We start from the raw sequence: 15,406 nt of genomic DNA on the forward strand, positions 1-15,406 counted from the left end.
CTTGCATCCTTGCTCGAGATCACCTGGACGGGGATCGGCCAGTCAATGGCGAGGTATTGGCGTACAAAGCAAATAGATCATTCATCAGCCTTGGCTAGCTCCTCCAGTAGACCAACAATTTCGGTGACTACGAAGGGATCATCGATATTTTCTCCCTGCATTAAGGTACCAGGCACCCACCCTTGGGGGTCAGTCAGGAAGGCTTCAAGATTCTCCGACGTCCATCTACCGCTCTTCCCCGTTAAAGCTGTTGAGTAGTATTTAAAATCACTTGATGCAATTGGCTTTCCATACACTCTACTCAAATTAGGCGTTTCAGCCTCTCCAGTATTTCCGATAACGTTGGGCTCGAAAGAATGACACTTCATACAACCATCCAGAGCCTCACGAACCCTTTGAGACTGTTCGGCATCATAGCCCTTTTCATCAAAAAATCGATCGACAAACTCCTCGAAGGATTCACTATCAGATACCATCATGAAGATCAGATAATGGTCATCCGTCCATAACACAAGCCTTCCATCAGTATGCTGATGCACATGTCTTAACCGCTTGCCGATATGGATGGGCTCAACAAACTTGACGCGATCGTCACGTATTCGTATGCGATGCAGGCTCAAGTCTTTCAATGACCCCATCAACAAATCACCATCCCAGCTATCGTCGAACCCTTCGATCCGCGTCATGGCGGAGATCGCCACCGACGGCAGCCAGGCAAAGGTGGGTGCGGTAAAGATGTCGTGATGGCCGTATGAAATTGCCAACGGCCAAGGCGTACCATCATACGAAGTGCCTAAGGTTTCCTGTGGCCAGCCGTAGTCATTGCCTTCCACGATTCGGTTAAGTTCATCCCCTCCTCTAGAACCATGCTCGACCGTCCATAGCTGCCCCTTACGATCCAGAGCGATGCCTTGGACATTGCGATGCCCCGAGGAGATATTGCGTGCCTCACCCGTTTCCAGATCGATACTCACCACTTTTCCATAATCCATGTCAGAGTTCTGGGACACGGCCTCAGGGCCTTGCACTCCATCCCAGTGATAATCTCCATTGGCGGTGTAGATTGTGAATGGTGGTGAAAAAACCATGCGGCCACCAGCCATTTCAGGCTCGATAGCACGGCGTTGATGCTTCAGGGGCAGGCATGGATCGGACCGATAAAGGATGTTCCAATCCCCAGGTTCAGCTTCGATCTGGTCGACGTATGAAACCCCCTCATCGATTGACAATGTGGCAATGGCATTGCGGTAGCAGACGGCATCATCGTCAAACTCGGTATAGGACACAGCCAACCCTCGCCCAGCCGGAGTGTCGAAAAACAGGAGGTCATTGTATCGGTAACTCCCGAATACATTGGCATGATCGTAATCCTGATATTCCGCCATCTCGGAAACCCCGACGTATCCATCAAAACCACTGTCCGGAGTCTTGATGCTTGTTTCGCGAACGTCATTGGCCGAACGGGCAGAAAAGATTCTCCCTTCATGGGTGACCAACAGCACCGTGTCGCCGAACGAAGTCATTCCCCCTCCATTTCCTTCACGCTCTACCGGCACACGGGCCCCGTCCCCACGAAGCCTCAGGAAGATAGTTTTGATCTCGGCCGCGTAACGACCCTCCATGATCCAATCCAGGTCCCAATCCCGGTCCTTTTTCACCCATCTAACGATTTGGACCAACTCGCGACCTCGGTCATGCAGGAACTGATGAGTCGGCAACTTGTAAGTGCTGACAACATGCCCGGCGAAGAACGATCCTGCGACCGTGGCGCCGCCAGTAAGTAACAAGGCGACGACTATCAGGATTTTACTCATTTAGACACCCTAATATTTATAATAATGCACACAATGAAACATTAAACCCCAGCCTCAGCAGTAAGTGTAGTTCCTGTTGGGGCAGCGATAGCAAAACGACATTAGATTCCCATTACTTGATATAAGCTCGACAGCCATATGATGCTTCATGGATGAAACATGACAGCCTGTCATTTCTAACAAGCTGATTGATATGTACTTTATTATCATTGAAACCCATATTCACTTCCACCTCCCTGACAGATAATCTCAACGGCCTTCCAAGACCAGGTTCCTGAGATTTCTTATAGACTCATACGCTCCTATCTTGCACAGCAACTTCTTTGCTTTACTGTTTATCCTTTCTTTTTTTGACAAAGGATTTACAGGGAAGTCCATCGCATCCTCCCAGAGATAAGTACACATGTCCCTGAAAACAGGGCACTCTGGTGGAAGCCTGCAAAAGGCAGGAGATGACATCAGGCTTTCAAGTAAGGGGCGATGATTGAACGGTGTAAATGTCTCTTGCAGAAACCCCCACTCAAGTTGACTTTGTGACTGCCAGCTTCCCATTCGGTGCTCCCAATAAAGAAGATCCAAGATGTGAAAGTTGTAATATTTTGCCACGGGCGCCGTCGCCGAGTACCACCTCCGTATAGCGGCCTCGGCATAGTTCAACCCCTTCCATTTATAAATTATATTTAACAGGTCATAGTGACTTTCCACTTTGCGAAGCACATTTCTCTTATAATAACTACACTTTAATATTCCAGAGCCATTTCCCTTGATGCAAAGTCTTTCCATAGGATATTCGAGCATCATTGCATAAGCCATTTTCCCCCAGTCATCATAGTGGGAAAGAGGAGCATTTCTTTCATAAAAACCAATAAAGCTACCGGGGACATCTTTATTACAATCTATGACATGATGCTTGAGACCTAATCTTGACAACATCTTGCCAGGAACCTTGAGATCAGGAAAATTTGAGTCCATTCCTCTATAGCGAAGGGTATAGTAAAAATTCTCACTTGAAAAACTTCTTGAAGCACAGAAAAGTAGCCTGGAATCCCATCCAGATGTTATAGGGATAGCCAATTCGTACCTTCTTCTTGCCGCTTTCATCAGTGCACGAAGAAGTTCGGCAGACGTAACAGCTAAATCTTCCTCTCTGTTATCAACCAACATGCGATCAGGATAATATCGATGTTGAGAAAGTGTTGCCATATCCAGATAGTGATTGGGGACAAGATGCATAACATTCTTGAACAAGCTCATACCACTGGGCAGCCAGTTCTCTCGATCACTCCTGTAATACTTAGTACTCAGATAATGAGAAAAATCTTCGGATTTTTTAACATCAATGAACTCAGATAAAACACCTGGACTGGAACCCACAAACACATTTCCACCACACCCCGTATAATAAACGCTCTTCAGTCCACACGGGTCGTGGAATACAAGAATCTTTCCGTGACTCCTTAAAAAGAGAACAAAACGGCCAGATATTTTTTTGAGAACAGCTATCACCCCTGCGATGCAGTCTTGACTCGCTATTTCAAGAAGAATGTCTTCGTCATCGCTTTCATCACTATACGGGTCTATCATGTATCCAACCATGGCAACCTGAAAACCGCCACGCGGAGCATCCAGCACAATGCTTTTATCGTCAGGGTGGGTATATATAGTATAGTCACCAAATGAATTGCAGCTCCATCTACCGTCGCATATTGGTGGATATTTCGATAACACGAACTGCCTCTTGTAAAGCAAACCACTAAATCTGGAAACACCATTCGCGATGTTCACCTTACGCTCTCCCTTGAATAGTGGAATGGACTTCTATTCGGCCTTGGCCTTGATAAGAACCGCACATTCACTGGCTTGTGAATTAGCAGGCGGAGTAACGGGATGGGAGAAGAAGCTTTCCCAGATTCCCTTCATCACTATCATTGCGAGCCTTGGCTTAGTGTTGGCTAGTAGCCTTCCACTTCTCCAAATTGCTCTGAACACAGAGACCAGCAAGCGGTAGGCGGCATAATACTTCCTGGCGATATAGATATTATTCCGATAGTAATTCTTGAAGTATCCAATCTGGCGAGGGTTCGTCTCTTTCATGATCCTCAGTAGCCCCGTGCCCCTTGGCGGAGAAAAACGACACGGCTAGGACCGATCAGGTAGCCAGGGTATTGCTGCGTGACCCTCAGGGTGAAATCGACATTTTCCCCCAGATGAACATTTCGGAAAGCGGCAGACCACGCTCGACCAGGACCTCGCGAGGGACCAGAATCGACACGAAGGTGGCACGATCCACGGGCACCAGGCCATGGGCAAGCAGCCCCGGCACTCCCCGTAACCAATTCGATTGAGCTTCAGACTAAGGAGCGGGGTGTTGGTAACGTCACCGCATTCCGAGAAGGCCGTAGAAATCAGGAAGGAATAGCGAATGCTCAAGGCCCGCAGCATTCCTCCTGCATCGAGCAGGTACGGTCAGGATCACTGCCCACCGGACCGTCACGTTCGTGCATCATATCCATGGCCGGCCCTCAGAACAGCGCATGGGAGCGATTGCGAATCAGTGGCCAGCTCTCATCCTTGCTTGAGATCATCTGGACGGGAATTGGCCAGTGGATGTCGAGGCTCACGTCATCATAGCGAAGGCCATCCTCCGCCTCCGGCGCATAGGCAGCCGACACCAGGTAGCTGACTTCGACATCATCACAGAGGGTGATGAAGGAGTGGGCGAACCCCGGCGGCACATAAAGCTGGCGACGATTGACATCGGTCAGCTCGAACCCCTGGTGGCGCAGGTAGGTGGGAGAGTCGCGGCGGATATCCACGATGACATCCAGGATCTTGCCACGAAGGCACCTGACCAGTTTGGCCTCGGCATGAGGGGGCTTCTGGAAATGCAGTCCCCGCAAGGTGCCCCTCGAGCTCGAATAGGAGGTGTTCTGTTGCACGTAGCGAGACTCCAGCCCATGGCGCCGAAAGGTCTCCTCGCACATCATTCGTGCGAAGAAGCCGCGCTGGTCCCCATGGGGCTCGGTCTCGATGAGCCAGGCATCCGCCAGCTCGGTTTCCAGGAATTTCACCGTCACCTCCCTTGATATTCACACGGTCGGACGGAACAGGCGCTCCTGTTCACGATAGAGCTCATCCACCAGGCGTCCCTCCGGCAGATACACGTCGTCGAAGGTCAACGCCTGGTCACGGCTCACCGCCCGCTTGGCGGTGGCCTCCAGTGCCAGGCCGATGGGCAACAGGCGGTCACGGCGGATCGCCCCCATGTTCTCTGCCACGCCATAGACCTCGAAACCACCGAAGTCCCCGATCCGCTCTCCCGGCGGCAAGGTTTTCTTGGCCACGGCGATCACCCCCACCCGAGGGGCACCGGCCGGTGCCAGCACGATATCCGAACACAGCACGACCCGGGCCACGCTGTTGGGCACTTCGAAATGGCACAGGTGATAAGGCGTATAGAAGCAGTAGTAGGGCCCCTTACCCATCTTGTAGAGGTCCAGGTAGTGGCGCTTCCGGGGATGCTCCGTATGTCCGATCACGAAGACGCCAGGGCCGGGTCTCGCCCCGACCACATAGTCCACTAGCCCTGGCGCCTGGGGATCCAGGTAGGGCTCGAAGCTGGGCAGGACCTTTTCGATCTGCACGGGCTCGGCATCCGGGTTCCCGCCTGAGAAGTCCGGGCCGAGCATTCCCCTGCGCGCCACCCGCATACCAGTGGCATTGGCAACGATCGCCTGTTCGAAAGAGATCTTCGTACCATCGGCAAATGAAGCCACCATATGCGGCTTCTGCCCCCATTTGCGGGCAAAGGCGGCCTGGGTATCGGGGTTGCGATAGGGGTCGTGGAGCCCCTTGATGTTGCCACATAGCACCGGGGTGACACCGATGCCGGAGACGAACCGATAGAGGTTCATCTGTACCCCGGGCTGATCGCCATCGGCAAAGGTGTAGGCCACCCCTCGTGCCTCGGCACGCACCTTGAGGATCGGCCCCACCGTGCCGTCGAGCTCGGCGTTCATGTGCACCACATGCTTGCCGGCATCGATGGCCGCCACGATCACATGCGCCGCATGCTCGATCGAGCCGGTGACCTCCAGCACTACGTCGATGCCTTCTGCCTCAGCCAGGGCCAATGCATCTTCCGTCACGGCCGGCCGCCCCGACGCAATCGCCTCTTCCAGTGCCTGTCGTGTCTCGCACGCTACCGCCGTTACCCCGGCCTGGGCGTAGGCGGCATGCGCCTTGTCCAGGTGGCGATTGGCCACGGCGCTGAGCACCATGCCCGGTGTCGCGGTCAGGAACTGCAGGGCGATGCCGCTGGCCTGGAACCCCGCCCCCACCATGCCGACCCGGATGACCTTGCCCTCATCCCGGTAGCGTGCCAGAGCCCTGTCGATGATGATCATGGCAACTCCCCGATTACCCCACTGCCCCCGATATGGCTACGGTACGCGATGCATGCCGTGGCTCTCTCCTTCCCTACTTGTCTTTCCATACCTTCCATGCCGGATCGGTAGTCCAGAGCTCCTCCAGCAGCATCTTGTCCCTGAGGGAGTCCATGCTCTGCCAGAACCCCTGGTGGTGGTAATAGCCGAGCTTGCCCATCTCCACCATGCGCTCCATGGGGTCGTTCTCCCATACTGTCTGGTCGCCCTCGATCAGCTCGAACACCTCCGGGTTGCAGACGAAGAAGCCACCGTTGATCAGCCCTCCATCGGTCGCCCCCTTCTCCCTGAAGCCGTTGACATGGCGACCGTCCCGGCTGACGCGCAGGGCACCGTAACGCCCGGGCTGCACGACGGCGGTGAGGGTGCACCAGCTGTCCGATTCCTGGTGCTGGCGCACCAGGGCGGCGACATCCACATTGCTGACGCCATCCCCGTAGGTGAGACAGAAGGGCGCATCACACAGGTAACGCATGGCCCGCTTCAAGCGTCCCCCGGTCATGACATCCGAGCCGGTATCAAGCACCGTGACACGCCAGTCCTCATGTGTCGGCTGTAGCCACTCGATGTCTCCGGTGCCCAGATCGATGGTGTAGTCCGTGCAGTCGCCGCGGTAATTGATGAAGTATTTCTTGATGTACTCCACCTTGTAGCCGCCCAGGATGATGAACTCCCGGAAGCCATGGTGGGCGTACATCTTCATGATGTGCCAGAGAATGGGCTTGCCCCCAATCTCCACCATCGGCTTGGGCCTGATGGATGTCTCCTCGCTCAGGCGAGTCCCGAACCCTCCCGCCAAGATCGCTACCTTCATCTCACACCTCCCCGGCTCGCTGGTTTGTCACGTCCGACTGCCTGACCCACTCCAGCTGTTCGGTCAGCCAGCCCCGTTCGATATGCCCCTGAAGGACATTGAGTCGCATCAGGTCGGAGGACCTGAATGCCTTGTCATCGAATCCCATCCCCTGCAGGCCAGTGACCAACCCATGAATGGAATCGGCCAGGGTCATGGCGGGAAGATGGTCGGGCGCCAGGCGCTCGAAGAGCCCGAAGTCCACCCGGTAGGAGCGACTGTCGACAGGCGCCTCATGATTGATGCTCACCTCCACGCTGGGCAGCACATCGGCCACGGCATGGGCGAGCTCTCTTACCTGGTAGTTGCTGGCGTTGGCCCCAGCATTGATGTTCAGCACCCTGCCGCCATCCCGTTCGGAACGCTGCATCGCCCAATCGATTGCCCGGGCCATGTCCCGAACGTCGATGAGCGGGCGCCACGGCGAACCATCGCTGAGCACCCGAATTTCGCCGGTGGCCAAGGCATTGGCCACGAAGTCATTGAGCACCAGGTCGAGGCGCAGCCGCGGCGACATCCCGCACGCCGTGGCAAAACGCAGGCAGGTGATGATCATCTCGCTATCGAGGGCGGCGAGGCCACGCTCGGCCTCTACCTTGGAGATGGCATAATCGGTGATCGGCGCCACGGGATCGCTCTCGCGCCTGGGTGGCCCGGAAGCCACCCCATAGAGGCTGCAGCTGGACGCCAGGACGAAGTGCCCAACGCCGGCGATGGATGCCTTCCGGGCCAGTTCCACCGCAGCCTGGGCATTGATCCTGGCCGTTACCTCGGCGAAGCGATGCCCCATCGGGTCGTTGGAAACCGCCGCCAGATCCACCACCGCCGAGTAGCCCTCGAGATGCTCCGCCTCGATGTGGCGAACGTCCCCGAAATACTGGGTTCTCAAGTGCCGCTCGGGCAGTACGGGCGCCCCGGTTAGACAGTGGGCAAAATAGGCATTGTCGAAACCATCCAGCGTGGTCTCGGGATAGCGCTCGGCCAGGGCTTCCACGAGAACCGGCCCCACATAACCCATGTTTCCTACGATCAAGATGTTCATGTCTCCCCCTAGTCCCCTCTGCGAATTCCTTCACTCAAGCGAACTGTGGCCTGCCGATCATCCAACGACCATCCCCTCGCGTCCATGCGTTTCAGGATATGGCTTACCAACAACTTCGATCCGAGGCTATTGAGATGGCTGTCATCGTAATAGAGCATTTCCCCATTCAACTCGGCCACACAACGCGCCTCGAGATGGGTATTGCAGAACAGAGATTCGGGTTTCACCCGCACCAAAGCCTCGTTCTCACCCAGTGAATCAAGAAACTCATAGCTGGTTGCCACGCGCTGAAGGAATATCTCGTGACTTGTGGAAACCGGACGTGTGATGGGTGTCTCGTAGAGCTTTGACTTGGCAATGTATTTCGGTACGTCCCAGCCCACCTCCGGCACTGGATAAACCAGTACGACCTTCTTTCCGCTATCAGTCAGCGCCCGTATGGTGCTACGTGCTCCCTCTCGAAGCAGAGCGATACGATCCTGATCACCGTCAAAGGATTCGAGAGGAAGTGCCTTGATAGGATGACCAAGTTCAACACCTCCCTCATTATTATCAAACATTTCGCCTGTCAGTTGCATGGGGAATCTCGCCAACATCACTACATATTCTATTTCATCGGCATGTATCATATAATCCAGAATCATCTCATTGAAACGGGTGCAGCTCGAATTACCATCGCTACGCTGGTACCCCACAAAGGGAAGGCAATTGGTGTGGACCATTTGTTTGACGCCATATCCATGCCTCACCAACTCTTTTGCCAACCCCCTTACCAGGGGAGTCGCATGACTATCTCCCCAAACGGCAACCAACTGATCACTATCCCCATGGAACACACAGAGTGTATCGATGGATTGCCTTTGACCTTGATTGACCTGACAACCGTTGGCCCGATCATTCGTGTGATGTTTTTCGGCGGCTATTGCCACAACCTCTGGCATAATCCTACCCGGAAGCCCATCGGTCATACTCGAATAGAAGCCAAAGGCCACCAACGCCAAGGTAGCCGCCACGCTGCCCTGTACCACCTGACGAACTCCGACCAGCTGACGGTTGCGCACCGGCTGCTCGACGAAGCGCCAGGACAATACCGACAGCACCAGGATCAACAGGCAAAGCCCGACGATGGTCCAAGGAGTCAAGGACTGCATCAGGCGCTCCCGGGCAAAGACCAGCACCGGTTGATGGAATAGATAGGCGCTGTAACTGATCAGACCGATCCCCACTACTGGTCTCAGACTCAGCAACCGCCCGGCAAGGTCGTCACGCCCAGCGAAGAGAATGACCAAGCAGGTCCCCAGTACGGGCACCAGAGTCAACAGCCCAGGGGTAGGTACTTCCTCGTCGAAGGCCAGCACCGCGATCATGATCATGGCCACGCCCAGCAGGGCGGCGACTCCATTCCACCGGCCCAGGAATGGCCGGCGTCCCTCGTGCAGCAACAGGGCCGCCATGGCTCCGGCCATGAACTCCCAAGCCCGTGTCGGTAACAGGTAGAAGCTGGCATGGGCATGATTGTAGTTCGTGCCCCACTCCGCCAGCGCCAGGCTGGCCAGAAACGCCAGCAGCATGACACCCAACAACACGTGACGACTCAGGCGGTGCAGCATCATGAGCCCCAACGGAAACAACAGGTAGAACTGCTCCTCCACCGCCAGGCTCCAGGTATGCAATAGGACCGTCATCTCGGCCGGGGCCGAGAAGTAGTCGATGGTGCGCCAGAAGAAGATGTTCGATGCGAAGAGGTTGGTCGCTATCAGGGTCTGGCTGAACATCTCGAGATCATCGGGAAGTAACCACCACCAGGCGAAGGGAATGCAGAGCGCACAGACCGTCAGCAGTGCAGGAAGGATGCGTCGGGCTCGTCGTTCATAGAAACGCAGCAGCGAGAAGCGGCCTGTCACCATTTCACGGTAGATCAGTGCCGTAATCAGATAGCCGCTGATCACGAAGAAGACGTCCACTCCCACATAGCCGCCCGAGAAGGCATCGACACCGGCATGGAAGAGGATCACCGGCACCACGGCCACGGCCCGCAGGCCATCGATTTCAGGTCGATACGCGAGACTCATGCTCTTTATTCCCCCACTGGCTTGTATGAAGTTCTCATCAGGCATTGGCCAACAGGGTACGGAAGGCCTCATTCCGGGCCGCCAGCTGGTCATAGGTCCCTTGGCCGATGACACACCCCTTCTCGACCAGATAGATGCAGTCGCAGTGGCGCACCGTCGACAATCGATGGGCGATCATGATGATGGTTCGGGTGCCGGAAAAGGCCTGGATGGCCTCCATGACCTTACGCTCGGTGGTACCGTCCAGGGCACTGGTGGCCTCGTCCAGCACCAGGATGGGGGCGGCATGATAGAGGGCACGAGCAATGCCGATACGCTGACGCTGGCCACCGGAAAGCTGTACCCCGCGCTCCCCGACACGCGTATCGAACCCGTCGGGAAGGCCCTTCATCACCAAGGTTTCCATCTGCGCGGCCCTCAGTGCCTCCCACACTCGCGCATCGTCGATTTCGGCAGGCTCGATGCCGAAGGCAACGTTCTCGCGAATGCTGGCGGAGGTCAGATAGATATGCTGCGGCACATAGCTGATACAGGTCTGCCAGTGAGCCAGGTTGTCCTCGCCGATCGGCACGCCATCCACCGTCACGCTGCCGCTCTCGGGCATCATCAGCCCCATGAGGAGATCGACCGCCGTGCTCTTGCCACCACCGGAGGCCCCTACCATGCCCACCATGCTGCGCGCGGGGAGGCACAGGCTCAGCCCGTCCAGTGCCGGCTCCGCCTTGTCCGGATAGCGGAACACCACGTCCTGAAGACGAATTTCCCGAGCGGGTAGCAGGGGAGAATCGATCTCGGCCAAGCTCTTATCGGGTCGCTCGACCCGGCTGGCGACCAGGTCCTCCCGGACCTCCTCCAAGGCGGCCAGGTTGCCCCGTATGCTGGAGATGCCGGAATAGATCTTCTGGAAGGCGGGCAGCATCTTGAAACCGGCCAGGGCATAGATCGACAGGGCCGGAAGGATGCTTCCCAAGTTGCCCTGATGGAGGTTCAGCAGATACAGCACCAGCAGGATGACCGACCCGAAGGCCACCAGCTCGATGGCATAGCGCGGAGCCTCTCCGAGCCCCTGGGTCACGCCCTGTCCCCTCGCCCACTTACGGCTGGCCTTGTCGAACTGCCTGGCGAAGGCCTCCTGGCGATGCATCAGCAGCACGTCCTTGATGCCCCCGAAGCCCTCGGACATCAGCTTCAAGCGCTGGGCCTGGGTCCGGGAAATACGCCGCCCATGGGTAATGAGGAAGCGGCGAACCGTCTTGTAGAGCAGCATGTAGGACACGAAGAAGATCAGCAGGCCAACGCCTGCCACCACCGGGTTATAGGTGAAGATCGCCACACTCATCAGTATCACCAGCACCAGGCGAGCATTCACATGCATGGCCGGACTGATGATCTTCTGGGTAACGCGTTGTACTTCCTGGGAAGCCTTGTTGATTAGCCGGCTGCTGTTCTCTCTGCAGTGAAACAACCAGGGCTGGTAGAGATAGTGCCGATAGAGTCGGCAGGATAGTTCGGCCCCGACGCTGTAGCTGAACAACGACAGTCGCCAGGTTGTCAGTGTCGAGACTACCGCCGCCAGAATCAGCACCAGCAGCACCCCTATCCCCATCAGTGACAGGAAGGTACGCGGATTGCTGGCCCCGCTCATCTGGTAGGCAGTAGCCAACCACCCTTCTCCCTGCAGCTGGCCCATGTCGCCCACCACCGCCATGAAGGGGCCAATGGAAAGTACAGCGGCAATCTCGGCCAATGCCATCACCACGATCAGCCCCTGCAACCGCAACAGCCGTGCACGCTGGCCCGGTGTCAGCAGCGAATAGAGTGCCCTGAGATCATTGAACATGGTGCCCCTGCTCCTCGATGGTCGTTTTGCTACATCCGTGACCTGGCGGCATGGCTCACGCCACGCCACGCCTCATCGCCGCCTTCCGGCGCACCAGAAGCCGACGCATCCTCCACCGGTGAAGGCTCCTGTACGGAAGGCAGGGCAACGGGTGCTGATGGCCCGGGCCGGTAGTCCAGCGGTGCCTGTTTCAGGAGGGTGATGATCCTCTGTTCATCGCTGCACTCGACCGCCGCCTCCAGCACTCCCAGGAAGGGCTCCAATCGCTCCCAGGCCCAGTAGCGCTCGCGCGTGGTGAGGATCCTGGGATGGCGCGTGTGGCTGGCATCGTCGCCGATGATCAGTTCCTCGAAGAGCTTCTCGCCGGGCCTGAGGCCCGTGTAGCGAATCTCGATATCGCCCCCCGGATTCTCCGCGCTCCTCACCTCCAGCCCGGAGAGCCGGATCATGCTCATGGCCAGGTCCGCGATCCGCACCGGCTGGCCCATGTCCAGCACGAACACCTCGCCGGCCTCCCCCATGCCCCCGGCCTGGATCACCAGTTGTGCCGCCTCGGGAATGGTCATGAAGTAGCGAGTGATCTCTGCATGGGTCACCTCCACCGGGCCTCCCCGAGCGATCTGCTCCCGGAAGCGCGGCACCACCGAACCACTGGAGCCCAGCACGTTACCGAAGCGCACCATGCAGAAGCGGGTCGCCATCGCATCGGGATAGCGGCTGGCGAAGGCCTGGCAGATCAGCTCAGTGAGTCGCTTGGTCGCCCCCATGACGTTGCTGGGGCGCACCGCCTTGTCGGTGGAGACCATCACGAAACTCTCCACCCCGGCGGCCACGGCGGCTTTCACCAGACCCAGGGTGCCGAACACATTGTTGCGGATGCCCTCGGTGAGGTTGCTCTCCACCAGCGGAACGTGCTTGTAGGCGGCGGCATGGTAGAGCGTCTGCACCCCCTCGCAACGCATCAGCGCCTCGAGGCGAGCCTGCTGCTGGATCGACAGCAGCGCCGCACGGCATACGGGCTTACCGTCGGGAGTCGTGGCCGACAGCAGTTCCTGCTCGATGGAGTAGAGGGCGAACTCGCAATTGTCGACCAACACCAGGCGCCGCGGCTCCTGCCACAGGATCTGCCGGCACAGCTCGGAGCCGATCGATCCTCCGGCACCGGTCACCAGGACGACCTTGTCCCGGATATCCTGGCCCATGAGGTCGAGGAAAGGCGGCACGGGCTCGCGGCCGAGCAGGTCCTCGACGGCCACGTCGCGGGTCTCGTTGACCAGCGAACGCCCGGACACCAGGTCCTCCGTCCCCGGTATGGTCTGCACCGGGATGGAGAGCTCGGCGAGGTCCTCGAGAATCTCCCTGCGTCGGCAGCGTGGCGCACTGGGAATCGCCAACAGGACCAACTCCACGTCAAGCCGGGTCACCAGCCCGGCCAGCTCCTCGGGCGGATGGACGCGCAGCCCCTCCACGAGCGAGCCCTGGAGCCCCCGCCAGTCGTCCACGAAGGCGCGTGGCCAGTAGTGCCCACCCTGCTGCAGCGCTCGCGCCAGCTCACAGCCCGCCGCACCGGCGCCGTAGATGATCACCGGCTTGCGCTGGGTCCGGCAGCTCAGCTGGTAGAGCTCGTGGAGCATCAACCGCAGGCCGCCGATTCCCAGCAGCGCCAGGACGGCGAACACCGGCACCACGCGCATGGCGAGGGGCTGCCCCAGAACCAGGTTCAACAGGACCAGGGCCGCGGCGACGAATGCCACCCCGACCGTCATGGCCTTGATCACGCGCCGGTTCATGTAACGCAGCACCACCCGATAGATGCCCAACAGCTCGAAACACAGCGGCGCCGCCAGCACCACCGGCACCATCACGGCACTGGTCTGCCCATCCAGCAAGATCTGGGCATCGCCTACCAGCAGGATGGCCATGAACATGGCCATGCCCACCAGCAGCGTGTCCGCCACCCGCAGCAGCCGGCGCTTGGTGCGGCGCGGCAACCGCACCAGCGCCTCGAGCCATCCGGTTGCCGGCATGATCACAGGCTGCCTGCATCGTCGACGGAAGAACCAATGTCACCCGGCAAAGTGAGGGATGGCAGCAGCAGGCTGATCACGTTGTTCCAGCGAGCCAGCGGCGCCGAGGTCACGTAGACCACGTCCTGGGCCTGCAGCGGGAAGCGCGTCCCCAGCATCAGCCGCGTGGCATCGTTGATATCGAGCTGATAGACGGTGGCCAGTTTTTCGCTCTCGGGACCGTGCCCGCGCACCACGAAGATACCGGAAGGCTCGGCACGACTCTCGTTGATGCCCCCCGCCCTGGCCAGGGCATCGGTCAGGTTGACACGCTCATTGCCCAGCGGAATGGCCCCGGGCCGGTTGACCTGACCCAGCACCACCACGTTCTGGTTCTCAGACGTGGGGATATGCAGCAGGTCACCATCACGCAGCAGGCGATTACCGCTCTGGTCGCCCTGCCGCAGCAGCTCATAGAGCGAAATCCGCTGTTCCCGGCCGTCCCTGACCAGGGTCATGGCGTGCCAGTCTGCCTCCGGGGTCGCGCCCCCCGACTGGCTGATGGCATCCAGGATGGTCAACGGCTCGACGGTGATCGGCAGGGTACCGGGTTCCTCGACAGCGCCGGTCACATAGACCTTCTGGGAGCGGTAGGCCGCAATGTTCACCTCCACCTGCGGGTCGGTGATCACGCTGGACAGGCGACTCGTCAGCAGCCGCCGTATCTCCTCCAGGGTCCTGCCGGCGACCTGCAGACGCCCCACGTAGGGATAGAACATGGTGCCATCCGGCTGGACCCGGTTGCCGGTATCCGCGGCATCGCGCTCGGAGCCCGCCGGTATGGTCAACTCCGGATGGTCGTAGACGATGATGCTCAGGATGTCCCCCGGCCCCACGCGGTACTGGTAGTCACGAATCTCGCTACGCACCTCGGTAGGCAGGGCCTGAGCCATGGACTCCTGTGGAGAGGCCATCGCTGACACCAGTTGAGGCGTTATCGGCTCGAGATCGACTCGTTCATCGAGCGATTCCCCGACCTCGTCCGGTTCGATATGGCCACCGGGCGACATGGCACAGCCTCCCAGCCAGCCCGACACCAGCAGGACGGCCATCAGCCCGACCAGAGGTGCGCGCCCTGTCGGCTTCCGGTCGCCCTCAGTGGGTGTATCATCATATAGGTTCATCACTGCCTCCCCGAGGTTCCGCTCACGCTACCGCCCCGGGGTGGTCTATATGGCGCATCCCCGAAGCCTTCTTGTTCCCGTGCGCCTACAGATGTTCGTTGGCGGACACATGCCCACCCCCTCCGGTTACAGACCGAGAGGAGAACACCG

Annotated in this window: 10 protein-coding genes; all 10 read right to left on the reverse strand. The window is 58.3% G+C overall.

The window, feature by feature from the left end; all coding sequences use genetic code 11:
- Positions 1–77 precede the first annotated feature (77 nt).
- Entirely contained in the window at positions 78–1,814 is a 1,737-nt protein-coding gene (locus tag QWY80_RS11180) for a PQQ-dependent sugar dehydrogenase (RefSeq protein ID WP_290231441.1), read from the reverse strand.
- Positions 1,815–2,063: 249 nt separating this feature from the next.
- Entirely contained in the window at positions 2,064–3,599 is a 1,536-nt protein-coding gene (locus QWY80_RS11185; RefSeq protein WP_290231443.1) for an asparagine synthetase B family protein, read from the reverse strand.
- A gap of 737 nt (positions 3,600–4,336) precedes the next feature.
- A complete protein-coding gene (gene rfbC / locus QWY80_RS11190) occupies positions 4,337–4,885 on the reverse strand; it encodes a dTDP-4-dehydrorhamnose 3,5-epimerase (protein WP_290231445.1) in 549 nt (182 codons plus the stop codon).
- A gap of 18 nt (positions 4,886–4,903) precedes the next feature.
- On the reverse strand, positions 4,904–6,220 hold the full coding sequence (locus QWY80_RS11195; protein ID WP_290231447.1) for an NAD(P)H-dependent oxidoreductase: 1,317 nt from the start codon (positions 6,218–6,220) through the stop codon (positions 4,904–4,906).
- Between the two features lie 73 nt (positions 6,221–6,293).
- Positions 6,294–7,073: a glucose-1-phosphate cytidylyltransferase gene (gene rfbF, locus QWY80_RS11200; protein ID WP_290231449.1), complete on the reverse strand. Its 780-nt coding sequence runs from the start codon at positions 7,071–7,073 to the stop codon at positions 6,294–6,296.
- 1 nt (position 7,074) lies between these two features.
- Positions 7,075–8,154: an NAD-dependent epimerase/dehydratase family protein gene (locus QWY80_RS11205; RefSeq protein ID WP_290231451.1), complete on the reverse strand. Its 1,080-nt coding sequence runs from the start codon at positions 8,152–8,154 to the stop codon at positions 7,075–7,077.
- 8 nt (positions 8,155–8,162) lie between these two features.
- Positions 8,163–10,226, reverse strand: coding sequence for an acyltransferase family protein (locus QWY80_RS11210; protein ID WP_290231453.1), 2,064 nt, complete (start codon positions 10,224–10,226; stop codon positions 8,163–8,165).
- Positions 10,227–10,263: 37 nt separating this feature from the next.
- Complete coding sequence (locus tag QWY80_RS11215; protein WP_290231454.1) at positions 10,264–12,066, reverse strand: ABC transporter ATP-binding protein; 1,803 nt, start codon at positions 12,064–12,066, stop codon at positions 10,264–10,266.
- Between the two features lie 29 nt (positions 12,067–12,095).
- Positions 12,096–14,093 carry a polysaccharide biosynthesis protein gene (locus QWY80_RS11220; RefSeq protein WP_290231457.1) on the reverse strand — a complete coding sequence of 666 codons (1,998 nt, stop codon included), beginning with the start codon at positions 14,091–14,093 and terminating at the stop codon, positions 12,096–12,098.
- 2 nt (positions 14,094–14,095) lie between these two features.
- Positions 14,096–15,184, reverse strand: a complete 1,089-nt coding sequence (locus tag QWY80_RS11225; RefSeq protein WP_494337375.1) for a polysaccharide export protein — start codon at positions 15,182–15,184, stop codon at positions 14,096–14,098.
- Positions 15,185–15,406 lie beyond the last annotated feature (222 nt).

The sequence above is a fragment of the Halomonas ramblicola genome (assembly GCF_030409215.1).
Classification (GTDB): domain Bacteria; phylum Pseudomonadota; class Gammaproteobacteria; order Pseudomonadales; family Halomonadaceae; genus Halomonas; species Halomonas ramblicola.